Source organism: Sphingobium sp. AntQ-1, assembly GCF_028538045.1.
Classification (GTDB): Bacteria; Pseudomonadota; Alphaproteobacteria; order Sphingomonadales; family Sphingomonadaceae; genus Sphingobium; species Sphingobium cupriresistens.
In genome coordinates this window covers 1,823,819-1,848,496 of sequence record NZ_CP117158.1, presented here as the reverse complement: position 1 = coordinate 1,848,496, position 24,678 = coordinate 1,823,819, and the positions used below count along the sequence as shown (strand labels likewise).

Here is a 24,678-nt window from a genome sequence, read left to right as displayed (position 1 = left end):
CGCCGAAGGGCAGGGCAGATGATCGCGAAACTCAAAGGGTTGCTGGACAGCACCGGCATCGACCATGCCATCATCGACGTGGGCGGGGTGGGCTATCTGGTCGGCGCTTCCTCGCGCACGCTGGCGGCGCTGGGGTCGGTCGGCGAAGCGGTGACGATCCACACCGAAATGCTGGTCGCGGCGGACTCGATCCGGCTGGTCGGCTTCGCCCGCGCCGAGGAACGCGACTGGTATCGGCTGCTCACCCATGTGCAAGGGGTGGGATCGCGCGTGGCGCTGGCGATCCTCTCCGCGCTCGAACCGCTGGAACTGCACCGCGCCGTGGCGATGGGGGACAAGGCGATGATCGCGCGCGCCAACGGCGTCGGCCCCAAACTCGCCCAGCGCATCGTCAACGAATTGAAGGACAAGATCGGCACCGCGCCCGCCGGCGGCCCGATCGGCATCGGCGGCTTGGCCGCGCTCCCGACTGGCGGGTTCGCCGCCGACGCCCTGTCGGCGCTCCAGAATCTGGGCTTCAAACCGCATGAGGCCAGCACTGCCGTCGCCGCCGCCGAAGAGGAACTGGGCGACAATGCCAGTCTCGACGCGCTGGTCAGATTGGCGTTGCGGAAGGCGGCGAAGTGACGGACGATGATCGCCTCCTCACCCCCGCGCGTCGTCCCGAAGATGTCGACGCGGCTCTGCGTCCGAAATCGCTCGACGAATTTATCGGCCAGCAGGCGGCGCGCGAAAATCTGCGCATCTTCATCCAGGCGGCGCGGTCGCGCGGGGATGCGCTCGACCATGTGCTGTTCTTCGGCCCGCCGGGCCTGGGCAAGACCACGCTGGCGCAGATCGTCGCGAAGGAAATGGGCGTGGGCTTTCGCGCGACGTCCGGCCCGGTCATCGCCAAGTCGGGCGATCTGGCCGCCTTGCTCACCAATCTGGACGAGGGTGACGTCCTGTTCGTGGATGAAATCCACCGGCTCAGTCCCGCGGTCGAGGAAGTCCTCTATCCCGCGATGGAGGATCGGGCGCTCGACCTGATGATCGGGGAGGGGCCGTCCGCTCGCTCCGTCCGCATCGACCTGCCGCGCTTCACCCTGGTCGGCGCTACCACGCGGCAGGGGCTGCTCACCACGCCGCTGCGCGACCGATTCGGCATCCCGGTGCGGCTGCAATTCTACACGGTGGACGAACTGGAACTGGTCGTGCGCCGCGCCGCGCGGCTGCTCGATCTCGCCGTCACCCCCGATGGCGCGGTCGAAATCGCCCGCCGATCGCGCGGCACCCCGCGCATCGCCGGTCGCCTGCTGCGCCGGGTGCGCGATTTCGCCAATGTCGCGGGTGTGGCCGCGGTCGATGCGAAGGTCGCCGACGCCTCGCTCATGCGGCTGGAGGTCGATCATCTCGGCCTCGACCTGATGGACCGGCGTTACCTGATGATGATCGCCGATATCTATCGCGGCGGGCCGGTGGGTGTCGAAACGCTCGCCGCGGGACTTTCCGAAGCGCGCGACACGATCGAGGAGGTGGTCGAACCCTATCTGATCCAGCTCGGTCTTATCGCCCGGACTGCGCGTGGCCGCTGCCTCAACGGGCCGGGCTGGAAGCATCTGGGCCTCAATCCGCCGCAGGATGTCCAGAACGGGCTTTTTGACTGAGACACCCGTCAAAGTCCTTGGCCGTTACGGCAGGGCGACGCTATAGCCTTGCCGAACGCTCAGGCGCGCGTCAGATGCGCCGGAAACCGCAGGAGTCGAGCCTTGAGGGCCATTGAGAAATTTCCCAACCTCGTCACCATGTTCTTCGCCCGCGCGGCGGAAAAGGGGGATGCGCCCTTTCTTTGGCATAAGAGTGGCGGCGCCTGGCATAGCCAGAGTTGGGCAGAGGTCGCGCGGCAGGTCGCGTCGCTCGCCGCCGCCTTGAAGGCGCAGGGTCTGAAGCCCGGCGATCCGGTGATGCTGGTCAGCGAAAACCGGCCGGAATTCTGCATCGCCGACCTGGCGATCATGGCGGCGGGGTGCATCGCCGTGCCGACCTACACCACCAACACGACGCGCGATCACCAGCATATCCTCACCGATAGCGGCGCCCGCGCGGTGATCGTGTCGACCGCCAAGTTGGCGCAGGCGCTGATGCCCGCGGTCGTCCGGTCGCAGGTCGGCTTCGTCATCGGCATCGAGCCGCTGCGCGGGGCGCAGGGGACGTCCACCTGCCATTTATGGCGCGAGCTTCTGGCGACGCATCCGGCCGACGTGGACGCCATCGCCGCGGCCCAGTGCGCGACCCGCAACGACCAGGCCTGCATCATCTACACCAGCGGCACCGGCGGTGCCCCGCGCGGGGTGATGCAGCATCATGGCGCGATCCTGGCCAATGTAGAGGGCGCGGGCACGATCGTAGCGGAGGATTTCGGCTGGGGCGATGAGGTGTTCCTGTCCTTTCTGCCGCTGTCCCACGCCTATGAACATAGCGGCGGTCAGTTCCTCCCCATCCTGCTGGGCGGGCAGATCTATTATGCCGAAGGGCTGGAGAAGCTCGCCAGTAATATCGAGGAAGCGCGGCCGACCATCATGGTCGTGGTCCCGCGTCTGTTCGAAGTGCTGCGTACCCGCATCATCAAGTCGATCGAGAAGCAGGGAAAATTCCCAACCTATCTGCTGGCCCAGGCGTTGCGCATCGCGGCCAAGGAGCAAGCAGGCAAGGGTTCGGTGCTCGATCTGCCGATGAAACTATTGCTGTCGCGCACTCTGATCCCCAAGATTCGCGCGCGCTTTGGCGGGCGGATGAAGGCATTGGTGTCGGGCGGGGCGCCGCTTAACCCGGATGTCGGCCTGTTCTTCCACGCCATGGGGCTGACCCTGCTCCAGGGTTATGGCCAGACCGAAGCGGGGCCGGTGGTCAGTTGCAATCGCCCGCGAGCGGGCATCGCGATGGACACGGTCGGCCCGCCGCTTGACGGGGTGGAGGTAAAGATCGCCGAGGATGGCGAGATATTGGTCCGCGGCGAACTGGTCATGCACGGCTATTGGCGCAACCCGGCGGAAACCGAAAAGGCGCTCCAGGATGGCTGGCTCCACACCGGCGACATCGGCGAATTCGACGCGAAGGGCCGCATTCGCATCACCGACCGCAAGAAGGATCTGATCGTCAACGACAAGGGCGACAATGTCTCGCCGCAAAAGGTCGAGGGGATGCTGACGCTCCAGAGCGAGATCGGCCAGGCGATGGTCCATGGCGATCGCCGCCCCTATCTGGTCGGCTTGATCGTGTCCGACGCCGAATGGACCCGCGAATGGGCGGCGGCGCAGGGCGTGGCGGTGGACGGGGTGGAGACGAACCCGGCCTATATGGCAGCGCTGCGCGCGGCGGTGGACCGGGTGAACGCCGACCTGTCGGTGCTGGAGCGCGTCCGCCGCTTCATCCTGGCCGATGAGCCGTTCGGAATCGACAATGAGGAAATGACGCCGTCGATGAAGATCAGGCGGCATGTGATCCGCAAGCGGTACGCCGACCGGCTGGACGCGCTGTATAAGGGGTGAAGGGTCAGGCGGCGCGGGGAACGATGCGATCCAGTTCCCCGTTCAGCGCACGCTTCGCTTCGAGCAGTTCATAATCGATTTGGAGGCCGAGGAAAAAGCCTTCCGACATGCGGAAATAGCGCGCAAGGCGCAGGTCCAGTTCGCCGTCCATCGGCCGATCGCCGTCGATCACCGTTTGCACGCGCTCAACGGACAGGCCGATCGCAGCGGCCAAGTCGGCAGCCGTCATGCCCAGCGGCTCCATGAATTCCAGCCACAGCATTTCGCCGGCATGGGCGTTGTGCAGCCAATCGGGATTAGTGGTAATCGGTGATTTCGACATTGTGCGCGTGTCCGTTCTTCCAAACGAAGCATATACGCCATTGCATGTTGATGGAAATTGAATGTTGCCCGGCCCGGTCGCTGCTCAACGGGTGGAGCCGATTACTAGGCGGATTGCGCAGGTCGTCGAGGGTTCGCGCACGGTTGAGCAGCTTCAATTTATAAAGTGCGCGATCCTGAATGTTGGGTGGCAATTTGCGGCTGCGCTGGCCGTGCCAGATTTTCTCTGCTTCGGGGTCATCGATGCTGCGAATCACGGCTTGCTCTCTTCTAAAGACCAAGCCTTCTAATAATCACGCTGCCGCGGTGGTCCAGTAGGTCGCGCCCGCTGCGACATAGGCAGTGCAAACAGATAGCCCACCATGAACAGCGGTCATGGAAAAGCGGAGCCTTGTATCAAAGACTGCTTTGCGAACGCCAAGCTGGCGAGGGTCGAATGTCGCTGTCGAAGTCATTTATCACCGCCCAAATTTCTTCTGCGTCTTCCCGTACCGCAATTTTCGCGTCCCCGGCTTGCCCTCGGTCGCCCGCCCCCTTGGCGCCGCGACCTGCTGATCCACCGGCAACCCCAGCTCCTCCGCCTCCAGTTTCCTGATTTCGTCGCGAATCCGCCCGGCTTCCTCGAACTCCAGGTCGGCCGCCGCCGTGCGCATCTTCTTTTCCAGGTCCTCGATATGCGCGCGCAGATTGTGGCCCACCAGATGCGGGCGATCCTCCAGCCCCGTATCGACCGTCACCTGATCGCGGCTGGACACATGGGCGATGATGTCGCCGATGTTGCGCTTGATCGTGGTCGGCGTGATGCCATGTTCGAGGTTGTAGGCTTCCTGCTTTTCGCGCCGCCGCCCGGTTTCGTTGAGCGCGCGCTCCATCGATCCGGTGATGCGGTCGGCATAGAGGATCACGCGCCCCTCCACATTGCGCGCGGCGCGGCCGATCGTCTGGATCAGCGAGGTTTCGGAGCGCAAAAAGCCCTCCTTGTCCGCATCCAAAATCGCGACCAGCCCGCATTCGGGAATGTCCAGCCCCTCGCGCAGCAGGTTGATGCCGATCAGCACGTCATAGACGCCCAGCCGCAAATCGCGGATCAGTTCGATCCGCTCCAGCGTCTCGACGTCTGAGTGCATATAGCGGACCTTGATGCCCGCCTCGTGCATGAACTCGGTCAGATCCTCGGCCATCCGTTTGGTCAGCGTCGTGACGAGCGTGCGATAGCCCTGCGCCGCGACCTTGCGGCACTCGTTGATAAGGTCGTCGACCTGATCTTCCACCGGCTTGATTTCGACCGGCGGGTCGATGAGGCCGGTGGGGCGGATCACCTGTTCGGAAAACACGCCGCCGGTCTGTTCCATTTCCCACGGACCGGGGGTCGCGGAGACGCTGACCGTCTGCGGCCGCATCGCATCCCATTCGTTGAAACGCAGCGGCCGGTTGTCGATGCAACTGGGCAGGCGGAAACCATATTCGGCCAGGTTGATCTTGCGCCGGTGGTCGCCACGCGCCATTGCGCCGATCTGCGGCACGGTCTGGTGGCTTTCGTCGACGAACAATAGTGCATTTTCAGGCAGATATTCGAACAGGGTCGGCGGCGGTTCGCCCGGAAGGCGGCCGGTCAGGAAGCGGGAATAATTCTCGATCCCCGCGCAACTGCCTGTCGCGGCGATCATCTCCAGATCGAAATTGGTGCGCTGCTCCAGCCGCTGCGCCTCCAGCAGCTTGCCCTCCGCCTCCAGTTCCTTCAGCCGCTCGGTCAGTTCGTGCCGGATTGCCTCCATCGCCTGCTTGAGCGTCGGGCCGGGGGTGACATGGTGCGAATTGGGGAACACCTTCACATAATCGAGGCTCGCCACCTTCTTGCCGCTCAGCGGGTCGAATTCGACAATCTCCTCAATTTCGTTGCCAAAGAAGCTGATGCGCCAGGCGGTATCCTCATAATGGGACGGGAAAATCTCCAGATTGTCGCCCTTTACGCGGAAATTGCCGCGCGCGAAGCCCGCATCGTTGCGCTTATATTGGAGCGCGACCAGCTTGCGGATAATCTCACGCTGGTCCTCGATCCCCCCCTTCGTCATCGTGAAAGTCATGGCAGAATAGGTTTCGACCGACCCGATGCCATAGAGGCAGGATACTGACGCGACGATGATGCAATCGTCTCGCTCCAGCAGCGCGCGAGTGGCCGAATGACGCATCCGGTCGATGCTCTCGTTTACGCTGCTTTCCTTCTCGATATAGGTGTCCGACCGCGCGACATAGGCTTCGGGCTGGTAATAATCATAATAGCTGACGAAATATTCGACCGCATTGTCGGGGAAGAAGCTCTTGAACTCGCCGTACAACTGCGCCGCCAAAATCTTGTTGGGCGCCAGGATCAGCGCAGGACGCTGCAACGCCTCGATCACCTTGGCCATGGTGAAGGTCTTGCCCGATCCGGTGACGCCCAGCAGAACCTGGTCCCGCTCCCCGGCCAGCGCCTGCTCGACCAGTTCGGGAATAGCGGTCCGCTGGTCGCCCGACGGTTCATAGTCGCTGACCAAAGTGAAGGGCCGGCCGCCCTCGCTCTTTTCGGGGCGGGCCGGGCGATGGGGCACGAAGCCTGCGCCAGTTTCCGGTTCATCGAGCGTGGTGCGGATCTGAATCGACATGGGGCGAATATGGGGTCTTTGGGCCGGGACGCAATCGGGATCAGGGCTTCAGCTCGAACGCGGTCTTGGGCATGGGCGGAAAGATGACCGGCTTGTCGCCGAAACGGGCGCGCAGGGCGGCCTGGCGGCGTTCGTCATCGATCACTGCGACATCCACCTCGTCGGAATATCGGAAGCTGACGTCGAACTTCCCGTCCTTGATCTCATATTCCATGATCGACCAGCGCTTGATGCCGCCTTCGTCGGACTCGACCTACCAGGCTTCCCAAGGAAGGAACGAACAAAACAAGAGCTTATAATCCTTGCATCCCGTCATTGAACCCCCGCGCGGCGCTGTTATGATCGGGGCGAGGGCAGGGAAAACAGGGAGGAATGATGATGCGCCGGACAGTCTTGACGCTTGCGGTTCTGACGATCGGCCTCGCTGCCTGCAGCGAAAAGCCCGGCGACAAAACGGGCGATATCGCCGCCACCGACGCCATGAGCAAGCAGGAGGTGAAGGCGCAGGTCGACAAGGTGCAACTCAAACCCGGCCAGTGGGAGGGCCGCTTCACCGTCAAGGATCTGGACCTGGGCGACATGCCCGGCGCGCCCGCGAACATGAAGGAGCAGATGAAGAGCGCGATGAACCAGACCGCGCTTAAATATTGCGTCACGCCGGAGCAGGCCGCCAATCCGAGCGGCGAGATGTTCGCCGGCCAGGAGAATAAGAACTGCACCTATGGCGGGTTCGAGGCGAAAGGCGGCGCGGTGCAGGGGCAGGTGTCGTGCAAGTCGGAGGGCGGCACGATGAACGCCACCATGTCCGGCACCTATGCGCCGGAAAACTATGCGATGGATATGGACATGAAGATGGTCGGCGGCCCGCAGGGCATGACCATGGCGATGACCGCCCGGTCGGAGGGCAAGTGGATCGGACCGGCGTGCGTGGCTGACAAATGATCGCGGCGTGCCATGGCTGAGGCCGCGGCCGCCCCGATTCCCACGCCTCACTCGCCTCCACGATAATCGGGGACATGCGTCATTTCCGCTTGCGCTTTGGCGATGGCGGGTAGAGCCTTGGCGCCGTTCCGATCAGAGAACAGCGACAGGACAGGGGACGAGGATATGCGCATGAAACTGCTGGCGGCGCCGCTGCTTGGATTGACCCTTGGCCTTGGCGCCTGTGGCGGCGATCCGGCCCCCGCGCCCCAGGCGGAGGAAGCGCCGGTGCTGATGCAGGCGGGCGAATGGACGATTATCCGCAAGACCACCGGCTACAATACGCCCACCGTCACGCCAGCCGAATATCAGGCGGCGCTCAAGCAGATCGGCGAGGATAAATTATGCGTCGCCGTGAATGCGCAGGGCGTGCCCGATGCGGATGCGCTGGCGGGCAAGGAGGGCACGGCTTGCACCTACAAGGATAAGATGGTGCGCAAGGGGCGGTTGATCGCCACCCTGTCCTGCACCGCGGGGTCCGGCACGTCGGAAATCGTGGTGGAGGGCAATTATACCGCCGACACGCTGACGCTGGGCACCACCATGACCAAGATGCAGGGCGGCAATGCGGTGTTGCGCACAACTCATGACATCACCGGCAAGCGGACGGGGGATTGCCCCAAGCCGGGCTGAAACCGAGCGCCGGGGTTGGTTGAACCCCGACGCCTATTCCAGCGCCCGGATGGCCCGATCGTCACACCGCTTCGGCCCGATCGGCACCGCACTGACCGTGGGCACTGGCAGCGACTGGCCGATCCGTAACGGGGCGAAGCGCTTGCGCGCAATCCCCGCGCAGCGCAGCGCCAGTTCCAGCATCCGGGGCGGTGTGTCCCATTGTTCGTAGGACAGGCGGAACGTCCCCCAGTGGATCGGGATCGCGGTCGACGCGCCCAGCCGCTGGAAAACGTCCACAGCTTGTAATGGGCCGATATGCGCATCCGACCGCATCTGGCCCTTCCAGAAGCGAAACGCGCCTATTGGGATCAGCGCCAGCCGGATCGGGCCATAGCGCCGGGCTTGCATGGGCCATCCCATATCGCCCGCCCCGGTGTCGCCGGCAAAGAAGATATTGCCCGCCCGCGTCTCGATCACGAAACTCGACCAGAGCGCCCGGTTGCGATCCGCGCCCCAGCGGCTGCCCCAATGATGGTTGCGGGTCACATGCACCTGATAATCGGGGCAATGTTCGTAGCTGCCGCACTGGATCACCGCTTGGGGGGCGAGGCCGTTCAACGCCGCGCCGCTGACCGACTGCCCCCAGTCCAGCGCCGTCGCCGGAATGCCGTGCGCCTTCAGGATCGTGTCATTGCCCAGGCTGGTGACGATCTTGGGCCGGTCCCGCTCCCACAGTCTTTTCAGCGTGGGCAGGTCCATATGGTCGTAATGGTTGTGGCTGAGCAGGATCAGATCGATTTTCGGCAGGTCGTCGAACTTTATGCCCGGCCGCGCGATCCGCTTCGGGCCGAGCGGGGGGAGGGGGCTGGCATAGTCGGACCAGATCGGATCGGTCAGGATGTTGAGCCCCGCCGCCTGCACAAGCACGGTCGCATGGCCGACCCAGGTCGCCACCATGCCCCGCGGCGCGGCGAAGGGGGCGGGTCGGGCGGGCTTGACCGCGATTCCCAGCGGCCATTCCGGCCGGTCGTCATTACCGATCAGCCAGCGCACGATGAAGCCCTGCCGACTGGCGCCGGGAGGCGCGGGTACGTCGATCGCCCCATCGGGATTGAAAAAATGCGCGCCGTCATAATGGCGGCTGACCGGTCCCTGATAATAGATGCGGTCCAGGAACGGCGGAACGATCGTCACCGCCAGGCACAGGGCGATCACGGCGAACAGCAGCGCGATCCCTGCGCCCCGGACGATGCTGACAAGGCGACCCATGGCTGCTCCTGAAGATGACGACAGCGACATAGCGCAAGGCGACGATGGAGCAAGGGCGGAGGTTGGTTATAGGGGGTTGGACGCCATCACAGACATCGCCATGCTCAAGAGGGCCGCCTTTGTTTGTGCGCCGTTGCTCGACTGACCTGTCGTCGCTTCAGCTCTGATCCTGATAGGCCATTTGCAATATGCCCCAGTGGCGACCCTTCACATGGATGGATGCGATCACCTGTTTCAGCAGGATGACGTCGCCCTGCGCGGTCAGGCGGCGATAGGCCTTGATGCAGAAGGGTTTGGTGATCTTCGCCTGCTCGCGCGTGTCGGGAAAGTCGAAGATCACGCCCTGGCGCGCATGTTCCAGATTCCAGCTGTCGTCGCCGGGGCGCTGCCGCTGCGCGCGTTCCGGCATGGCGACCGCGCCATAGGCGTTGCGGTCGGTGAAGGTCATGCCGAACAGGCCAGGGAAGGTGCGGGCCTTTTCCTGCGCGGTGCGCGCGGCGGGCAGCATCGCCTCCTGCACCGGGTGGGTGAAGAGCGGCGGATTGGTGCCGGTGATGGGCGCATAATAGTCGCTGAAGATCGCCGCCTCGCTGACCGCGCCCGCGTCGATCGCGCGCTCGATCGCGCGGCCGACCTGTTGCGCGCTCTCCAGGCTGAAACGGATATAGGGCGAATCGGGAATATCGACGCCGCTTTCGGCCAGATATTGCAGCAATTCGTTGGTGTCGTCGCTGGCGGTGGAGACGCGGCCCGACAGGCGCTGCAGCCCGTCGGCATTGTCGGTAGACGTGCTGGCGAGCGCGGCCAGCCCGCCGCGAATCTCACCGGCTGATCCCACCATCGACGCGATTCGTTCGGCCACCGCCTCGCTATTGTTCGACAGCCCCTGCATCAGCGTGCCCAGCCGATCGACCAGCGCCTCGATATTCTTGGTGTCGTTGAGCGCGGTGCGCGCGGTCTGCGCGCCATGTGTGATGCTGGCCAACATGCCGCCTGCTTCACCGGTCAGCGCCGCGATCGACTGCTCGATCGTATGGGTCGCCGCCGCCGTTTCCTGCGCCAGTTTCTTCACTTCTGACGCGACCACGGCGAAGCCGCGCCCCGCGTCGCCGGCGCGCGCCGCCTCGATCGTGGCGTTGAGCGCGAGAAGATTGGTCTGGCTGGCGATGCCGCTGATGACGCTGGTGACATGCGCTACGGTCTTGAGCGCCTCGCCAAAGCCGTCCAGCCGCGCATGGATGAGGCTCACCTGGTCGATCAGGCCAACGAAATTATGATTGGCTGTTGAAAGCTGCCGCCCCGAATCGTCGATGATGCCGCGGGCGGCCACCGCCTGCACGCGGGCTTCCTGCCCGGCCATCGCGACGCTGTCGCCGTCGCGCGACAATTGCGCGGCCGCGCCGCTGATCGCCTCGATCGTGCGCGCCTGGTGCGTCACCCGATCGGCCAGTTCGCTGATGTCCGCCTGCAAATCAAGCGTGCGGATGCCCAAATCGCCAGACAATTTGGCGACCTTCATCACCGCTCTGGCGACGTTCTCGGAGTGCGCTTCTTTTCCCACATAAACAGGGCTAACAGTCCATGGTAAAGGAAAGCTTAGCGATGCGGCGCGCCGTTCAGAGCGCGCCCATCAACGCCAGCGCCACGCCGACGACGACCAGCAGCAGCCCGGCCGCCTCGCTTCCCCGCATCCGCTCCTTCAGGTAGAAATGGCCGAACGCCATAGTGAAGGCGACCTCGACCTGACCCACGATCCGCACCAGCGCCACCGGCGCGGTGGCGAAGCCCGCGAACCAGCAGGCGCTGCCCAGCGCGGACAGCAATCCGACCTGTCCCGACACCCGCCAGCTTGCAAGCACCCGCCGCATCTCGCCCGGCTCGCGCGCCATCAGCCAGGCGCCCTGCATCAGCGTCTGGACCAGCACCGTGGCGACCAGCACCAGCAGCGCGGCGAGAATGCGGTCGTCCCCGCCCACCGCCTGCGTCGCCCGGCGGATGCCGATCGCGGTCAGCGCGAAGAAAAATCCCGACGCCATGCCCGCCTTCGCTGCCGGTTGCCCCAGCGCGCGCAGGAAATCGCCCGGCCCCATGCGCTTGCCCCCGGCGGACAGCAGCATCACGCCGGTCACGCCGCAGCCGATCCCGGCCCAGGCCAGTGGATGCAGCCGTTCGCCCAGCAGCAGGAAAGACAGGATGGCCCCCTGAACCGCCTCCGTCTTGGAATAAGCGGTGCCGACCACGAAATTGCGATGCTTGAACGCGGCGATCAGCAAATTGGTGGCGACGATCTGCGCCAGCCCGCCGCCGACGCAGAAGAGCAGGAATGTCGGCGCTATAGCGGGCAGCGATGCGGGGACGAGCAGGGCATAGCCGCCGAGCAGCAACAAGGTGAAAGGGATGCCGTAGAGATAGCGGACCAGCCCCGCCGCATTGATCGACAGGCTGTGGCTGACGCGCCGCTGGATCGCTGTGCGCCAAGCCTGCACGGCCCCGGCGATCAGCGTTGCGGGCAACCAGATCGGGGATGTGATCATGCCCGCCCTATACAGGGTGGACACAGCCCGTCACCCCATCATCACGAGGAAGGTGAAGAAGAGCGACAGCGACACGCAGGCAAAGCCGTAAAGCAGAGGCAGCCGCCAGAGCGCCCCCATCCGCGAGAGCGCATAGGCGTCCTTGAACTGGCGATACATATGCCAGATGGCGAAGAGCAGCAGCGCCAGCGTCACCAGCCCGCTGGTCGCATGGACCGTCGTCAGGACCATCGACAGCGAAAAGAGCAGCGACATGAAGGCGATCGAATAGGTGATATAGATCGCATGATCGTACATTTTGTAGCGGCGGTTGAAGGGGAAGAGCAGCCAGATGAAGGGCAGTGAAATCAGGATCAGCGCCCAGGAAAATTTATAGGCGTTGGCCTTGAGCTTGTAATAAGCGAATTCGGGATTCTTGGCCGCGGCGCTGATGGCCGTGCCGACGGTCTGCGCCACGCCGCCATTTACGCCTTCGCCCCTCAGAGCGTCGGTCAGGCCGCTCGCCATGGTCAGGCCCTGCCGCTCCTCGCGCGCTTCAACCAGATTTTCGGTCAGCGCCGCCTTGCGTGACGCCGACAGGCCAGGCGCCGCCAGCTTGGCCTCGATCTTGGCGATCTGCGCGTCGGCCTTGGCCTCTTCCTGCTTCAGTTCGGCGATCTCGCCCTTGTCCATCTGCACCATTTTCCCGGCTTCCGGGCCATGGCTGGTGAGCGAGAAGATCGCGTACATCAGGAAAGCGGAAAACAGGAACAGGGCGAAGGGCGACACGAATTTCGCACGCTCGCCGTGAATATAGCGCCGCGTCAGATGACCCGGCCGCAGCGCCAGTTCAGGCAGGGTGGTCCATATCTTGCCCTCGAAATGCAGCACGCCATGGGCCAGATCATGGCCGATCGCGCCGAAGCTGCGATGCAGATGCGCCGCCTGACCGCATTGCGCGCAATAATTGCCGTTGATCGCCGCCCCGCAATTGAGGCACCCGCCATGGCCGGCGTCATGCGCTTCGCCATGGCCCGGCTCGACCGCGCGCGCCAGCATCCCCCCAGTGATCGCGTCACCCGCCGCTTCGATTTCCCCCGTCATGGATCGGGAGACTATCAGCGGTGTATGACGGATGCCAGACGGCTTGATCGGCTGGTATCAACTCGGCTTCGCGCCGGGCGGCAGCGCGTGCGGGAAACCCGTTCGTCCCATGGTCCAGTTCGCCTCCATCCGCACCAGCGGATTGGGCGCGCACCAGATTTCGCCCGAATCGGTCAGGCCGGTCACCCAGATCAGATTATGTTCCTGCCCATAATCGATGACGGCCAGGGCATAGCCTTTTCCCTTGCCCTCGACATGGACGGGCAGGGGCGGATCGAGTTGGGTAAAGGACATGGGCGCTGCTCCGGCGGTATGAGGCTGCCGGTGACAATGCGGGATGAGGGGGCGAGTTCCGGTGTCGGCAGGGGACTTGATCGGGGTTAGCGTGATTCTTCAAACCCTCCCCATCTGGCGACGGGGAGGGTTGATGAGGGTCACGCGCCTTCGAGCAGTTTCTCGCGCTTGATCTTCTCCTGCCAGACCAGCGGGGCAAGGTGATGGACATTCTGTCCTTCGCTGTCGACCGCCACTGTCACCGGCATGTCCCGCACGTCGAACTCGTAGATCGCCTCCATGCCCAGATCCTCAAAGCCCACGACCCTGGCGCCCTTGATCGCGCGCGCGACCAGATAGGCCGCGCCGCCGACCGCCATCAGATAGGCGCTTTTATGCTTGGCGATCGCCGCGGTCGCCGCCACGCCGCGCTCGGCCTTGCCGACGCAACTGAGCAGGCCCTGTTCCAGCATCATGTCCATGAAGCTGTCCATGCGGGTCGCGGTGGTGGGACCGGCCGGGCCGACCACTTCGTCGCCGACCGGATCGACCGGGCCGACATAATAGATCACGCGGCCCTTGAAATCGACCGGCAGGCTCTCGCCCTTGGCCAGCATGTCCTTGATCCGCTTGTGCGCGGCGTCGCGCCCGGTCAGCATCTTGCCGTTGAGCAACAGCCGGTCGCCATGCTTCCAGCTTTGCACGATTTCCGGCGTCAGGGCGTTCAGATCGACGCTGATCGCTTCCTTGCTCGGTGCCCAGTTCACGTCGGGCCATTCGGAAATCTTGGGCGCTTCCAGATAAGCCGGGCCGGACCCGTCGAGCGTGAAATGCGCGTGGCGCGTCGCGGCGCAATTGGGGATCATCGCCACGGGCTTGCCCGCCGCATGGCAGGGATAGTCATGGATTTTGACGTCGAGGATGGTGGAAAGCCCGCCCAGACCCTGCGCGCCGATGCCCAGAGCATTGACCTTGTCGAAAATCTCGATCCGCATCTCTTCGATCTTGTTCTGCGGCCCGCGGAGCTTCAATTCGCCCATGTCGATGGGCTCCATCAGGCTTTCCTTGGCCAGCGCCACCGCCTTTTCCGCGGTGCCGCCGATGCCGATGCCCAACATGCCGGGCGGGCACCAGCCTGCGCCCATCTGCGGGATCATCTCCAGCACCCAATCGACGATCGAATCGCTGGGGTTCATCATCTTGAACTTGGTCTTATTCTCCGACCCGCCGCCCTTGGCCGCAACGTCGATGACGACCTTGTTGCCCGGCACCATTTCGACGTTCAGCACGCAGGGCGTGTTGTCCTTGGTGTTCTGCCGCGCAAAGGCGGGATCGCGCAGGATCGACGCGCGCAGGCGGTTTTCCGGGTTCAGATAGGCCTTGCGCACGCCGTCATCGACGATCTCCTGCATCGAACGGCTGTTATCGTCCAGCCGGCAGTCCATGCCCCATTTGATAAAGACGTTGACGATGCCGGTGTCCTGGCAGATCGGGCGATGCCCTTCCGCGCACATGCGGCTGTTGGTCAGGATCTGGGCGATGGCGTCCTTGGCCGCCGGATTGGCTTCGGCGTCATAGGCTTTGCCCAGCGCGCGGATATAATCCATCGGATGATAATAGCTGATGAACTGGAGCGCGTCGGCCACGCTCTCGATCAGGTCGGCGGTTTTGATGAGCGTCATCTACCCTGGTCCTTATCTGCGGCCCGCCTCTGCACAGCGGGTCCATGCAGGCGCGGCTATAGGCATTTGGCCGTTCAAGTCCAGAAGGCGCCGAATCTGGAGGATGCCGGAGATTCCACTACCGCGCGACCCGATCAGCCGCGCGCCGCATCCAGCAGTCGCCGGAACCATCCGGCCCGACGCGGCGCAGGATCGACCTCTTCCGTTTCGACCTCTACCGGCAGCAGCCGGAAATCCCAGCTCGTGCCGGTGCGCACGACGCGTGCGGGCACCCCGGCCGCCACGCATTGCGCCGGCACGGACTTGCTCACCAACGCACGCGCGGCGATGACGCTGCCCGCGCCGATGCTGCATCCCTTCAGGATCGCGGCGCCATCCCCCACCCAGACCCGATCGCCTATTTGGACGTTTCCACCCGGATTGATGCGCCGCCCGCTGGCGACGTCAACCACCGAATGCATGTCGCTGACCGTGATCCATGTGCCGCCCGCGAACAGGGACCCGTTGCCGATGCTGATGTCGAAGGACTCATGGCACTGCATGTTGCAGGTCCAGGTGAAGCCGGTCAGGTCGCCGATCGACACGGTGGAGTCGCGGACAGTGTGGATGGTGATCGCCCCCAGCCGGCAACCATTGCCGATGCGAACGGCGCAGCCGTCGCCTATCGTCAGGTTGATCTGCGCGGCGTAGCAGTCCGCGCCGATCTCGATCGACCCGCCCTTGCCCGTGAAGGTGACGACGCCGCCTTGGTTGGCAAGGAAATCTTCGGGAATGCGGACATCATTGTCTGGCGCATTGCGGATCTGGACGGGCATGGGCGAATAGTCTCTGCGTTAACGGTTTGGACCGTCCGTCTGTGCGGCCGCCCTTGTGGGCGACGCTGTAGTCGCGATTCGGGCACCTCGTCCATCCCCGCCCTTTCTCTGCTCATGCGAAGGGGAAGAGGCGCCACCATGGCTCTTTCTCTTCCAGCACGCGGGCAAAGCTGGGTCGCGCCTCCAGCCGCGCCAGATAGGCGGCGAGCACCGGAAAATCCGTACCCAGCGGCACGATCTGGTCGGCATAAAAGATCGCCGGGGCGGCGGCGCAATCGGCCAGGGTGAAGGCTTCGCCCACCGCCCAGCGCCGCCCGGCCATCCGCGCCTCCAACATCGCATAGGCCTTGGCCAGCAGGTCGCGGGCCTGCGCCACGCCCAGCGAATCGCGCTGCTCCTGCGGCCGCAACCGGTCGGCCACGATCGCCTGCATCGGCGCCATGACATAATTGTCGAACAATCGGTCCATCAGCCGCACCTCCAGCGCCGCGTCGGGATCGGCAGGGATGGGGCGGAAGGTGCCGGGTCGTCTAATCGCCCCTTTGTCAAGCCAGCCAAATCAAATCGTTTATAACTGAAGCCATGCGTATGCCGGGTACAGGGTCGTCTACGCGGTCGACGCAAGTTGATCGCCGCAGGATGTGTTCCGTAGGCAAGATCTTCCTATGTTCGTGACGCAATCTGCTCACGAGGGCAGTTGCTTCCCGCTTCGCGGAATGATCTCAGCCGCGTCCCGGCAGGGACGGCTCGGCGCGTCCTCAAAGGACGCTATCAGTGAAACGTTAGATGTGCTGGTGAAGGTGTGCCGATGTAGATCAAGTAGGCACGGCGGCTCCAGCATTGGGATCAAACAGCTCGCCCGACTTCAACATCGCATGCATGATGACTGCCAGTTTGCGCGCGAGGGCGACGGCGGCTCGTTTGAAACCGAGCCGTTCCTTCAGCGCCAGAGCCCAGGTGCGCAAGGTGTTCGTCTCCGTCGACCTGTTCAAAATGACCGAAGCCGCCTCGTACAACAAGGTGCGTAACTTTGCGTCGCCGCGACGCGAGATGTGGCCTTCATAGTCAACCTCTCCCGACTGATATCGCTTCGGGGTTAGACCGACCCAGGCGCCTACAGCGCGCGAGTTCTTGAAGTTGATCGGATCCTCTACGGCTGCTGCAAAGGCCGTGGCGGTGACCGTTCCCACACCAGGCACTGAAGTGAGCAGGCGGCAGCGTTGATCCGTGCCCGCCATCGCGACCAGCTGCTTGGTCAACTCCGCAACGCGAAGCCGAATATCGCCCCAAGCTTTAAGGAGCGGTAGAATGATGCGCGACAAATCGTCTTCGGCTTCCAGAAGCGTCAGAACGTTGCGCTCAAAGACGCTGCCGGCGCCTTTGGGTACGACCAGCCCGAACGTCTTCATCAGCCCGCGTATCTGGTTCGACATCTGCACTCGCATCTTCATAAGTTGGCGGCGGGCGGCAATCAGCGTCCTCATCAACATGCTGTCGAAGCCTTTGACGCGAACCTCCCGATAAAAACCGACCTCAGCCAAGTGCGCCAGACCGTCAGCGTCGTTCGCATCGGTCTTGTTGGCAGCCATATCCAGAGCAGCCTTGGCATGGCGCGCGTCTATGCAGATCGCTGGCAAGCCTTCCGCTATGAGCGCATGGTAGAACCAGACTGACAACGGTCCGGTCTCAAATACCACACGCTTTGCATTCGGCGCGCGCTTGCGAATAATTTCTGCGAGCAACTTTGGGTCGGATGCACACTTGCCACGCCAAACGCGCTTGCCATCCTGACGAACCGATATCGAAGTATCTTTTAAGGAGACGTCGAGTCCTATATGCTGATCCACGGTTGTCCTCCATTTGATGCTGGGCCCGGTCCAAAATCGTGAGCCCGTTCTTCATCTTATCGGGGGGCAACCAACCTTCCACTAATCTCGTGCACATGGCCCGTGGCCGGCGCTCCCGCGATTACGTCATGTTCGTGCTGGGCGAGATATTCGATAATGATGCTCGCTTCACCGATTGTGGCGTCGCGCGCCGGATCACGCAGCAGCGGAAATTTGCCGATCGGCCACAGCGTCATCCATTCCTGCGCGACGTCCGCTTCCTCCAGAGTCCGCGCGGCAAAGGGAGCGCCATTTTCGTAGAACGCGATCAGAACTTTCCAGCAATAGGAGGAGAGGGGGTGATAATAGAGAATCATCGGGCGTTCTCCGTATAACAGCAATATCTGCACATTTGGCAGCAGCCGGGCATGGCGCGCCCCGTCCATGGCGGGCGGCGCTGACGATCGATCGTCACAACCGTTTAGACCTCGGTCTGAATTTGGCTGACAAGCGAAATTTATTTTTCGGCCTGCATATCCCCCTTGCCTTTTTTGGGGGCAAGGCAAGTCCATGCGTCGCCTGCGCGCCTGACAGCGAAATGGCTTCCGTTGGCGATGTGCCGAGTCTTTCAATTGTCATTTACCCTCTTGCGCCTGCAACGGGCTATGGCACTATCTGTGGTATCGGGTTAACGGGGGTCACCCAACAGATTGTGATTGCGTCGCTGGTGAAATTTCCAGCGCGGGGGGATTCCTGCCCCTGCAATCGCTCGGTTGGGCCTTTTCCGTCCCCGGCGCGGTACGGTTCATGCTAGGATGCGCGGCTTGTCGCGACCCGCTTGACCGAATCGAACGGAACAGGAACATCGGGGGCTCGCATGGATTTTCGAGATAGTGGACAAGGTGCTGGCGACGTGGCGACTGTGATGGACGATCTTTTGGACGATATGAAGGCGCAGGCCTCAGCGGCGCCGGTGGAAGCGCGGGCCGAGCCGGAGGTGCTGACCTCCTCGACCGTGCAGGCGCGGCGCTTCCCCGTCGTAACCGATTCGTCGCGCGACGCGCTGCTGACGGAGTTCGGCAAGGATACGCTGAACGACCGCTATCTGTTGCCCGGCGAATCCTATCAGGATCTCTTCGCTCGCGTGGCGGCCGCCTATTCGGACGACGCCGCCCACGCCCAGCGCGTCTATGACTATATTTCGCGCCTCTGGTTCATGCCCGCGACGCCGGTCCTGTCGAACGGCGGCACTGGCCGCGGCCTGCCGATCAGCTGCTATCTCAACAGCGTGGACGACAGCCTGGAAGGTATCGTCAACACCTGGAACGAGAATGTCTGGCTCGCCTCGCGCGGCGGCGGTATCGGCACCTATTGGGGCAATGTCCGCGGCATCGGCGAACCGGTCGGCCTCAACGGCAAGACCAGCGGCATCATCCCCTTCGTCCGGGTGATGGATTCGCTGACCCTGGCGATCAGCCAGGGGTCGCTGCGCCGTGGTTCGGCCGCCTGCTATCTCGACGTCTCCCATCCGGAGATCGAGGAGTTCCTGGAAATCCGCAAGACGTCGGGCGATTTCAACCGTAAGGCGCTCAACCTCCACCATGGCGTCCTGCTGACCGACGAGTTTATGGAAGCGGTGCGCGACGGCGCGGACTTCCATCTGCGCAGCCCCAAGGATCAGTCGATCCGCGGCACGGTCAACGCCCGCGCCCTGTTCCAGAAGCTGGTCGAAGTACGGCTGGCCACCGGCGAGCCCTATATCGTGTTCAACGACACGGTGAACCGCATGATGCCCAAACATCATCGCGATCTGGGCCTCAAAGTATCGACCTCCAACCTCTGCTCGGAAATCACGCTGCCCACCGGCCGCGACCATCTGGGCAATGATCGCACGGCGGTCTGCTGCCTGTCGTCGATGAACCTGGAAACCTGGGACGAATGGAAGGATCATCCGACCTTTGCCGAGGATATCATGCGCTTCCTCGACAATGTGTTGCAGGATTATATCGACCGCGCCCCGCCCGAAATGGCGCGCGCCAAATATAGCGCGATGCGCGAACGCTCGGTCGGCCTGGGCGTCATGGGCTTCCACAGCTTCCTCCAGGCGCGTGGGCTTCCCTTCGAAGGCGCGATGGCCAAGTCGTGGAACCTGCGCATCTTCAAACATATCAACGCCCAGGTGAACGAAGCGTCGATGATGCTGGCGCAGGAGCGCGGTCCGTGCCCCGACGCCGCCGATCAGGGCGTGATGGAACGCTTTTCCTGCAAGATGGCGATCGCGCCGACCGCATCGATTTCCATCATCTGCGGCGGCACGTCGGCCTGTATCGAACCGATCCCGGCGAACATCTACACCCACAAGACGCTGTCGGGCAGCTTCTCGATCAAGAATCCCTATCTCGAAAAGCTGCTGGTCGCCAAGGCGAAGGACAGCAGTGCGGTGTGGAACTCGATCCTGGAAAAGGGCGGCTCGGTCCAGCATCTCGACTTCCTGAGCCAGGAAGAAAAGGACACGTTCAAGACCAGCTTCGAAATCGACCAGCGCTGGCTGCTCGAACTGGCCGCCGACCGCACGCCCTATATCGACCAGGCGCAGTCGCTGAACCTGTTCATCCCGGCTGATGTGGAAAAATGGGATCTGCTCATGCTCCACTTCCGCGCCTGGGAACTGGGCATCAAGTCGCTCTACTATCTGCGGTCGAAATCGGTTCAGCGCGCGGGCTTCGCCGGCGGCGTGGAGGCTGACAATACGATCGACGCACCCAAGTTCGAAATCGGCGAGACCACCGACTATGACGAATGTCTGGCCTGTCAGTGATGCCATGATTCCCTCTCCTTTCAGGAGAGGGAGGGAGCCGCGAAGCGGCGGAAGGGTGAGGTTGGTGCGCAATTATCGCAATCTGTCCTCCGGGTCTGTCAGCAAGGCCCGCGCTCTCCGTCGCAACGCCACCGACGCTGAAAAGCTGTTATGGCGCGCACTGCGAGAAAAACTGGCTGGCTACAAATGGCGTCGTCAGGTCCCCCATGGCCTCTATGTTGCGGACTTCCTCTGCTTTTCGGCGAAGCTGATCGTGGAAGCAGACGGTGCTACCCATGTGGAAAGCATCGAACAGGATGACGTGCGCACCCGCTATTTCGAAACGCAAGGCTATAAGGTTCTGCGTTTTTGGAACCATGACGTGATGGATAATCTGGACGGAGTCCTGACCCGGATTTCCCTTTCTCTGCGGGAGAGGGAAGGAGGCGCGAAGCGCCGAGAGTGTGAGGGCAAATGGCCGGGCGATCAAACACCTTCACCCTCCCACGCCTGACGGCGCGGGTCCCTCCCTCTCCCGATGGGAGAGGGAATGAACAGATTTCGCGGAGTAACCGACCATGCCCCTTCTTCAAGCCTCCAAGGTGTACAAGCCCTTCGAATATCCCTGGGCCTATGAATATTGGAAGCGCCAGCAACAGCTGCACTGGCTGCCCGAAGAAGTGCCCTTGGGTGAGGATTGCCGCGACTGGGCGCAGAAGCTGTCCGACCATGAGCGCAACCTGCTGACGCAGATTTTCCGCTTCTTCACCCAGGCCGACGTGGAGGTGCAGGATTGCTACCACGAAAAATATGGCCGCGTGTTCAAGCCGACCGAGGTCAAGATGATGCTGACCGCGTTCAGCAACATGGAAACCGTCCACATCGCCGCTTACTCGCATCTGCTCGACACGATCGGGATGCCCGAAAGCGAATATAGCGCTTTCATGCAGTATAAGGAGATGAAGGACAAACACGACTATCTGCAGCAGTTCGGCGTCGACACGGACGAGGATATCGCCCGCACGCTCGCCATGTTCGGCGGCTTTACCGAAGGGCTGCAGCTCTTCGCCTCCTTCGCGATGCTGATGAACTTCCCGCGCTTCAACAAGATGAAGGGCATGGGGCAGATCGTCACCTGGTCGATCCGCGACGAAACGCTCCATTGCGAAGGCATCATCAAGCTGTTCCACGCCTTCTGCGCGGAACGCAACTGCCTGACCCCGGCGGTCAAGGACGATATCATGGACATGTGCCAGAAGACGGTGCGGATCGAGGACGCCTTCGTCGATCTGGTCTTCGAAATGGGGCCGGTGCCCGGCATGACGCCCAAGGACATCAAGAAATATGTCCGCTACATCGCCGACTGGCGCCTGGGCCAGCTGGGCCTCAAGCCCATCTACATGATCGACGAGCATCCGCTGCCCTGGCTCGCCCCGCTGTTGAACGGCGTCGAGCACGCGAACTTCTTCGAAACCCGCGCGACCGAATATTCGAAGGGCGCGACGCGCGGCCAGTGGAATGACGTCTGGGACGCCTTCGACCGCCGCCAGAAGGTCAAGGGCAGCGACGCGGCCAACACCGACGAAAGCGACCCGGACATGTTCAAGGCGGCGGGCATCGCGGCGGAGTGACAATGATCCAAGGTGGCGCCGATGCGATGGCGCCACCTTTACGCTTCCAATATGCCTCCGACGGCGGGACCGGCGCTTTGCGTCCATAACGGACCCATCTTCCGCCAAAATGGCGAAATCCGCTTTATGCTCGCCCCATGACCGAGCCAGCCCCGCCCCCTCACACGTCCCGCCGCCACAGCTATATCTGCAATGTCTGCGGCAGCGACCATGTCACGCGCGATGCCTGGGCGGCGTGGGACATGGCGGCGCAGCAATGGGTGCTGGAGGTCGTCTTCGACCAGTGCTGGTGTCATCGCTGCATGAGCGCCACGCGGCTCGACCGGGTCGTGCTGACCAGCCCGATCACCTTTGCCGCCCCCGATCCGGCCCCGATCCCGCAAAGGACCGCGTCGCCGGGGTGAAGCTTCCTTAACCCCGCTCGCTTATCCTGCGCGCCATGTTCTTCGGCGTCCGCCTCCGCTCGCTCTTCACCAGCCGCTGGTTCGCGCTGCTCTGGGCGCTGCTGGTGATCCTGACCGCCATCCAGTTCGTCGGCTCCGGCGACGACAGTCCCGGCGCGCAGGACGACAACGCTGCCGCCGACGGCCTCACCAACGACCAGCGCGCCGCCCTCGCCAACGCGCTCTGACGCCGTTGGCGCTCTGGGCGCATCCGGCCGATCCCGTCCGCGCTGTCCTACATGCCGCCGCTACGCTATGCTCTGCCCGTTCCTTCGCATCGTCAGGCCGCATCCCGCCGCGCGAGGGGGAAATCGTCCTGCAAAAAACTTGCCATGATCGACAGGCATGAAGTTCCGGATGCCCGCGTCGCCGCTTTTCGTCCCTGTCTCCGGACTGAACGATGCGTTTTGTTCCGTTCATGCAACATCCCCTAATCTCACGGGTTCTACCGCCACGATACCCAGAGGGAAGGAGTCCCACCCGTGAGATTTTCGTTGCACAAGGCCATCGCCGCCCTGTCGCTTGGCGCGATGGCGCTGACCGGCATCGCCGCCACCCCGGCCTTCGCCCAGCCCGGCCATAATAATCGCGAACATCGCCAGGAGCGGCGCGAAGATCGTCGTGAATTTCGCCAGGAAAAGCGCGAGGATCGCCGCGACTTCAAGCAGGATCGCCGCGCCGACCGCCGTGATTTCCGCCAGGATCGTCGGGCCGACCGCCGCGATTGGCGCCAGGATCGCCGCGCGGACAATCGTCGCGCCGACTATCGCCGTCCCGGCCGCCCGGTCTACAGCTATGACTGGAACCGTCCCGATCCGCGCTATGGTCGTTCCTATCGGCCCGACCGCTATTATCGCACCGGCTACGCCCCAATCCGGGTCGATCGCCGCACTCGCATCTACCGCGGCTATGACGACCGCTATTATTGCCGCCGGTCGGACGGCACCACCGGCCTGATCGTCGGCGCGGCGCTGGGCGGCCTGCTCGGCAGCCAGATCGACCGCGGCCAGTCCAACGTCGCGGGCATCCTGATCGGCGGCGGCGCCGGCGCACTGCTGGGCCGTGAAATCGACCGCGGCGGCGTCAACTGCCGCTAAGTCGGCACTAGCACCAGGGGTGGCGACTGCCATCCCAGCGTCGGGCCAGTCCTTCGGCGACCAGTTGGTCGCCGATCGACTGGCCCCCGCGCGTCACGATCCGCAGGGCGCGACCATAGCGGTCGCTGTCGCGATCGCCGCTTTCCAGCGAAAAGGCGCCATCATTCATCAGCGTCTGCAACCGCCGCGTCGCGCGCGCGCCCAATTCGCCCTCCGCCAGGCAGCGCGGACCATGGGTTTCGGGCGTGTCGATGTCGGCGATGCGATATTTCTCGCCGCGGAACCAGAATGTGTCGCCATCGACAACGCAATTGGTCCCGCCGCCGCTATGGCAGAAGCTGAAATCGGCCCGCAGGCCGTCGGCCGCAACCTCCGGCGCCGGCGCAGCGATCGGAGGCAGGTCGATCCGCGCGATCCAGTCCGGCCCGTACCAGCCAAGCAGCAAGCCCAGGCACAGCATATAGAGGAGCGCCGGCCCGCTAAATCCCGATCGGACCTGCCGGCCGCGCGCATATTTCTGTCTCGCCATGCCCCCGCTCTATCGAGCGTCCGGCAAACAGGGCGTTAAAGCCGATCCAGCTTTTCACCGATCCGGCGGCGATCCGATTTGACGCCGGTCAACGCCATGGCCCGGCGAGCTGCCATCCCGTTCGGGATCATCCGAAACGGCGTTTAAAGGATGAACGCCGTCGCGGGCGCCCGGCGCTATTCGTCCTCCTCGGTCGGCCCCATCTCTTCCTCTTCGTCATCCATTTGCGGCTCGCCGGCATAGGCGTCCATGTCGATCCGGCCGGACCGGTCCATCTCGGTCATCTTGTCGACCAGGTCGGGCGTGTCGTCGGGGATGATCTGCGCCGGGTTGGTACGCCCGCCATGCTCGCTTTCTTCGGCAAGGTCGGTGGAGCGCGCCTGCGCATCGTCCGCGACATCCTGCGCCTGGGTGCCGGCTTCGGCCTGTTCCTTATTGTCTTCCAGTTCGCGGTCGGGGGTAGGGCGGTCCATCGCATGTCTCCTTGGGGCCTGATGCCCGATCCCTCCCCAACGGCCTTGCGCGCCCGCCGTTCCGGGGAAATGACTGGCCCGGAAATGACTGGACAGTCTTTCGTCAAGGAGGCAAAGGCCGCTCTGATCCTTTCGCACTG

Annotated in this window: 25 protein-coding genes and 2 pseudogenes; 11 read left to right on the top strand and 16 right to left on the bottom strand. The window is 63.5% G+C overall.

Annotated features, from left to right (window positions below):
- Window positions 1-18: 18 nt before the first annotated feature.
- The 3 genes from ruvA to sphantq_RS09250 all read left to right on the top strand — a co-directional run bounded on the left by ruvA (window position 19) and on the right by sphantq_RS09250 (window position 3,527).
- Entirely contained in the window at window positions 19-627 is a 609-nt protein-coding gene (ruvA, locus tag sphantq_RS09260) for a Holliday junction branch migration protein RuvA (RefSeq protein WP_066606812.1), read from the top strand.
- On the top strand, window positions 624-1,646 hold the full coding sequence (gene ruvB / locus sphantq_RS09255) for a Holliday junction branch migration DNA helicase RuvB (RefSeq protein WP_272800141.1): 1,023 nt from the start codon (window positions 624-626) through the stop codon (window positions 1,644-1,646). Before ruvA ends, ruvB begins: the two co-directional genes overlap by 4 nt.
- A gap of 138 nt (window positions 1,647-1,784) precedes the next feature.
- Window positions 1,785-3,527 carry an AMP-dependent synthetase/ligase gene (locus sphantq_RS09250; RefSeq protein ID WP_272800212.1) on the top strand — a complete coding sequence of 581 codons (1,743 nt, stop codon included), beginning with the start codon at window positions 1,785-1,787 and terminating at the stop codon, window positions 3,525-3,527.
- Between the two features lie 4 nt (window positions 3,528-3,531).
- Here the strand turns inward: sphantq_RS09250 and sphantq_RS09245 are convergent, their stop codons facing one another.
- From sphantq_RS09245 to sphantq_RS09230, 4 genes are all read right to left on the bottom strand, one after another.
- A complete protein-coding gene (locus tag sphantq_RS09245; protein WP_066606800.1) occupies window positions 3,532-3,849 on the bottom strand; it encodes a HigA family addiction module antitoxin in 318 nt (105 codons plus the stop codon).
- The gene (locus tag sphantq_RS09240) at window positions 3,824-4,105 is read right to left on the bottom strand and encodes a type II toxin-antitoxin system RelE/ParE family toxin (protein WP_082679155.1); all 282 of its coding nucleotides are present in this window, start codon (window positions 4,103-4,105) and stop codon (window positions 3,824-3,826) included. The genes sphantq_RS09245 and sphantq_RS09240 overlap by 26 nt, the downstream gene beginning before the upstream one ends.
- A 201-nt stretch (window positions 4,106-4,306) precedes the next feature.
- Window positions 4,307-6,490, bottom strand: coding sequence for an excinuclease ABC subunit UvrB (gene uvrB / locus sphantq_RS09235; protein ID WP_272800140.1), 2,184 nt, complete (start codon window positions 6,488-6,490; stop codon window positions 4,307-4,309).
- 40 nt (window positions 6,491-6,530) lie between these two features.
- Window positions 6,531-6,704: a hypothetical protein gene (locus sphantq_RS09230; protein WP_201785531.1), complete on the bottom strand. Its 174-nt coding sequence runs from the start codon at window positions 6,702-6,704 to the stop codon at window positions 6,531-6,533.
- Window positions 6,705-6,868: 164 nt separating this feature from the next.
- Between sphantq_RS09230 and sphantq_RS09225 the strand changes: the two genes are divergently transcribed.
- Together sphantq_RS09225 and sphantq_RS09220 are read left to right on the top strand one after the other, a co-directional pair.
- Window positions 6,869-7,432 carry a DUF3617 domain-containing protein gene (locus tag sphantq_RS09225; RefSeq protein WP_066607496.1) on the top strand — a complete coding sequence of 188 codons (564 nt, stop codon included), beginning with the start codon at window positions 6,869-6,871 and terminating at the stop codon, window positions 7,430-7,432.
- 165 nt (window positions 7,433-7,597) lie between these two features.
- A complete protein-coding gene (locus sphantq_RS09220) occupies window positions 7,598-8,104 on the top strand; it encodes a DUF3617 domain-containing protein (RefSeq protein WP_066606795.1) in 507 nt (168 codons plus the stop codon).
- A 33-nt stretch (window positions 8,105-8,137) separates the two neighbouring features.
- Here the strand turns inward: sphantq_RS09220 and sphantq_RS09215 are convergent, their stop codons facing one another.
- The 10 genes and pseudogenes from sphantq_RS09215 to sphantq_RS09170 form a co-directional block, all read right to left on the bottom strand.
- The gene (locus sphantq_RS09215) at window positions 8,138-9,355 is read right to left on the bottom strand and encodes an MBL fold metallo-hydrolase (RefSeq protein WP_272800139.1); all 1,218 of its coding nucleotides are present in this window, start codon (window positions 9,353-9,355) and stop codon (window positions 8,138-8,140) included.
- A 157-nt stretch (window positions 9,356-9,512) separates the two neighbouring features.
- Window positions 9,513-10,874, bottom strand: a complete 1,362-nt coding sequence (locus sphantq_RS09210; protein WP_066606789.1) for a methyl-accepting chemotaxis protein — start codon at window positions 10,872-10,874, stop codon at window positions 9,513-9,515.
- Between the two features lie 97 nt (window positions 10,875-10,971).
- Complete coding sequence (locus sphantq_RS09205) at window positions 10,972-11,889, bottom strand: EamA family transporter (RefSeq protein WP_272800138.1); 918 nt, start codon at window positions 11,887-11,889, stop codon at window positions 10,972-10,974.
- Between the two features lie 30 nt (window positions 11,890-11,919).
- Entirely contained in the window at window positions 11,920-12,972 is a 1,053-nt protein-coding gene (locus tag sphantq_RS09200) for a DUF3667 domain-containing protein (protein WP_272800137.1), read from the bottom strand.
- Between the two features lie 57 nt (window positions 12,973-13,029).
- Window positions 13,030-13,266, bottom strand: a complete 237-nt coding sequence (locus sphantq_RS09195) for a hypothetical protein (RefSeq protein ID WP_129925575.1) — start codon at window positions 13,264-13,266, stop codon at window positions 13,030-13,032.
- Between the two features lie 140 nt (window positions 13,267-13,406).
- On the bottom strand, window positions 13,407-14,927 hold the full coding sequence (locus sphantq_RS09190; RefSeq protein WP_272800136.1) for a fumarate hydratase: 1,521 nt from the start codon (window positions 14,925-14,927) through the stop codon (window positions 13,407-13,409).
- Window positions 14,928-15,061: 134 nt separating this feature from the next.
- A complete protein-coding gene (locus tag sphantq_RS09185) occupies window positions 15,062-15,742 on the bottom strand; it encodes an acyltransferase (protein WP_129925577.1) in 681 nt (226 codons plus the stop codon).
- Between the two features lie 112 nt (window positions 15,743-15,854).
- Window positions 15,855-16,271: pseudogene (locus sphantq_RS09180) on the bottom strand (glutathione S-transferase family protein); the annotation flags it as partial.
- A gap of 286 nt (window positions 16,272-16,557) precedes the next feature.
- A complete protein-coding gene (locus sphantq_RS09175) occupies window positions 16,558-17,589 on the bottom strand; it encodes an IS110 family transposase (protein WP_272798661.1) in 1,032 nt (343 codons plus the stop codon).
- 131 nt (window positions 17,590-17,720) lie between these two features.
- A pseudogene (locus sphantq_RS09170) lies at window positions 17,721-17,945 on the bottom strand (glutathione S-transferase N-terminal domain-containing protein); the annotation flags it as partial.
- Window positions 17,946-18,445: 500 nt separating this feature from the next.
- Between sphantq_RS09170 and sphantq_RS09165 the strand changes: the two are divergent.
- From sphantq_RS09165 to sphantq_RS09140, 6 genes are all read left to right on the top strand, one after another.
- Window positions 18,446-20,386, top strand: coding sequence for a ribonucleoside-diphosphate reductase subunit alpha (locus tag sphantq_RS09165; RefSeq protein ID WP_408021512.1), 1,941 nt, complete (start codon window positions 18,446-18,448; stop codon window positions 20,384-20,386).
- On the top strand, window positions 20,361-20,879 hold the full coding sequence (locus tag sphantq_RS09160; protein WP_272800135.1) for an endonuclease domain-containing protein: 519 nt from the start codon (window positions 20,361-20,363) through the stop codon (window positions 20,877-20,879). The genes sphantq_RS09165 and sphantq_RS09160 overlap by 26 nt, the downstream gene beginning before the upstream one ends.
- 64 nt (window positions 20,880-20,943) lie before the next feature.
- Entirely contained in the window at window positions 20,944-21,996 is a 1,053-nt protein-coding gene (locus sphantq_RS09155; RefSeq protein ID WP_066606765.1) for a ribonucleotide-diphosphate reductase subunit beta, read from the top strand.
- A gap of 137 nt (window positions 21,997-22,133) precedes the next feature.
- Window positions 22,134-22,400, top strand: coding sequence for a hypothetical protein (locus sphantq_RS09150; RefSeq protein ID WP_066606763.1), 267 nt, complete (start codon window positions 22,134-22,136; stop codon window positions 22,398-22,400).
- 35 nt (window positions 22,401-22,435) lie between these two features.
- Complete coding sequence (locus sphantq_RS09145; RefSeq protein WP_066606761.1) at window positions 22,436-22,627, top strand: hypothetical protein; 192 nt, start codon at window positions 22,436-22,438, stop codon at window positions 22,625-22,627.
- A 342-nt stretch (window positions 22,628-22,969) separates the two neighbouring features.
- The gene (locus sphantq_RS09140) at window positions 22,970-23,536 is read left to right on the top strand and encodes a glycine zipper 2TM domain-containing protein (RefSeq protein WP_082679175.1); all 567 of its coding nucleotides are present in this window, start codon (window positions 22,970-22,972) and stop codon (window positions 23,534-23,536) included.
- 7 nt (window positions 23,537-23,543) lie between these two features.
- Here sphantq_RS09140 and sphantq_RS09135 read toward each other — a convergent pair whose 3' ends face one another.
- Both sphantq_RS09135 and sphantq_RS09130 read right to left on the bottom strand, forming a co-directional pair.
- Window positions 23,544-24,065, bottom strand: coding sequence for a thermonuclease family protein (locus sphantq_RS09135; RefSeq protein WP_272800134.1), 522 nt, complete (start codon window positions 24,063-24,065; stop codon window positions 23,544-23,546).
- A gap of 176 nt (window positions 24,066-24,241) precedes the next feature.
- Window positions 24,242-24,538 carry a hypothetical protein gene (locus sphantq_RS09130; RefSeq protein ID WP_272800133.1) on the bottom strand — a complete coding sequence of 99 codons (297 nt, stop codon included), beginning with the start codon at window positions 24,536-24,538 and terminating at the stop codon, window positions 24,242-24,244.
- Between the last annotated feature and the right edge of the window lie 140 nt (window positions 24,539-24,678).

Excerpts from the sequence above, each read along its gene's own strand:
- ruvA (WP_066606812.1), top strand. The coding sequence starts at position 19 with ATGATCGCGAAACTCAAAGGGTTGCTGGACAGCACCGGCATCGACCAT.
- sphantq_RS09250 (WP_272800212.1), top strand. The coding sequence starts at position 1,785 with ATGTTCTTCGCCCGCGCGGCGGAAAAGGGGGATGCGCCCTTTCTTTGG.
- sphantq_RS09245 (WP_066606800.1), bottom strand. The coding sequence starts at position 3,849 with ATGTCGAAATCACCGATTACCACTAATCCCGATTGGCTGCACAACGCC.
- uvrB (WP_272800140.1), bottom strand. The coding sequence starts at position 6,490 with ATGTCGATTCAGATCCGCACCACGCTCGATGAACCGGAAACTGGCGCA.
- sphantq_RS09230 (WP_201785531.1), bottom strand. The coding sequence starts at position 6,704 with ATGGAATATGAGATCAAGGACGGGAAGTTCGACGTCAGCTTCCGATAT.
- sphantq_RS09225 (WP_066607496.1), top strand. The coding sequence starts at position 6,869 with ATGCGCCGGACAGTCTTGACGCTTGCGGTTCTGACGATCGGCCTCGCT.
- sphantq_RS09220 (WP_066606795.1), top strand. The coding sequence starts at position 7,598 with ATGCGCATGAAACTGCTGGCGGCGCCGCTGCTTGGATTGACCCTTGGC.
- sphantq_RS09215 (WP_272800139.1), bottom strand. The coding sequence starts at position 9,355 with ATGGGTCGCCTTGTCAGCATCGTCCGGGGCGCAGGGATCGCGCTGCTG.
- sphantq_RS09210 (WP_066606789.1), bottom strand. The coding sequence starts at position 10,874 with ATGAAGGTCGCCAAATTGTCTGGCGATTTGGGCATCCGCACGCTTGAT.
- sphantq_RS09205 (WP_272800138.1), bottom strand. The coding sequence starts at position 11,889 with ATGATCACATCCCCGATCTGGTTGCCCGCAACGCTGATCGCCGGGGCC.
- sphantq_RS09200 (WP_272800137.1), bottom strand. The coding sequence starts at position 12,972 with ATGACGGGGGAAATCGAAGCGGCGGGTGACGCGATCACTGGGGGGATG.
- sphantq_RS09195 (WP_129925575.1), bottom strand. The coding sequence starts at position 13,266 with ATGTCCTTTACCCAACTCGATCCGCCCCTGCCCGTCCATGTCGAGGGC.
- sphantq_RS09190 (WP_272800136.1), bottom strand. The coding sequence starts at position 14,927 with ATGACGCTCATCAAAACCGCCGACCTGATCGAGAGCGTGGCCGACGCG.
- sphantq_RS09185 (WP_129925577.1), bottom strand. The coding sequence starts at position 15,742 with ATGCCCGTCCAGATCCGCAATGCGCCAGACAATGATGTCCGCATTCCC.
- sphantq_RS09165 (WP_408021512.1), top strand. The coding sequence starts at position 18,446 with ATGGATTTTCGAGATAGTGGACAAGGTGCTGGCGACGTGGCGACTGTG.
- sphantq_RS09160 (WP_272800135.1), top strand. The coding sequence starts at position 20,361 with ATGACGAATGTCTGGCCTGTCAGTGATGCCATGATTCCCTCTCCTTTC.
- sphantq_RS09155 (WP_066606765.1), top strand. The coding sequence starts at position 20,944 with ATGCCCCTTCTTCAAGCCTCCAAGGTGTACAAGCCCTTCGAATATCCC.
- sphantq_RS09150 (WP_066606763.1), top strand. The coding sequence starts at position 22,134 with ATGACCGAGCCAGCCCCGCCCCCTCACACGTCCCGCCGCCACAGCTAT.
- sphantq_RS09145 (WP_066606761.1), top strand. The coding sequence starts at position 22,436 with ATGTTCTTCGGCGTCCGCCTCCGCTCGCTCTTCACCAGCCGCTGGTTC.
- sphantq_RS09140 (WP_082679175.1), top strand. The coding sequence starts at position 22,970 with ATGGCGCTGACCGGCATCGCCGCCACCCCGGCCTTCGCCCAGCCCGGC.
- sphantq_RS09135 (WP_272800134.1), bottom strand. The coding sequence starts at position 24,065 with ATGGCGAGACAGAAATATGCGCGCGGCCGGCAGGTCCGATCGGGATTT.
- sphantq_RS09130 (WP_272800133.1), bottom strand. The coding sequence starts at position 24,538 with ATGGACCGCCCTACCCCCGACCGCGAACTGGAAGACAATAAGGAACAG.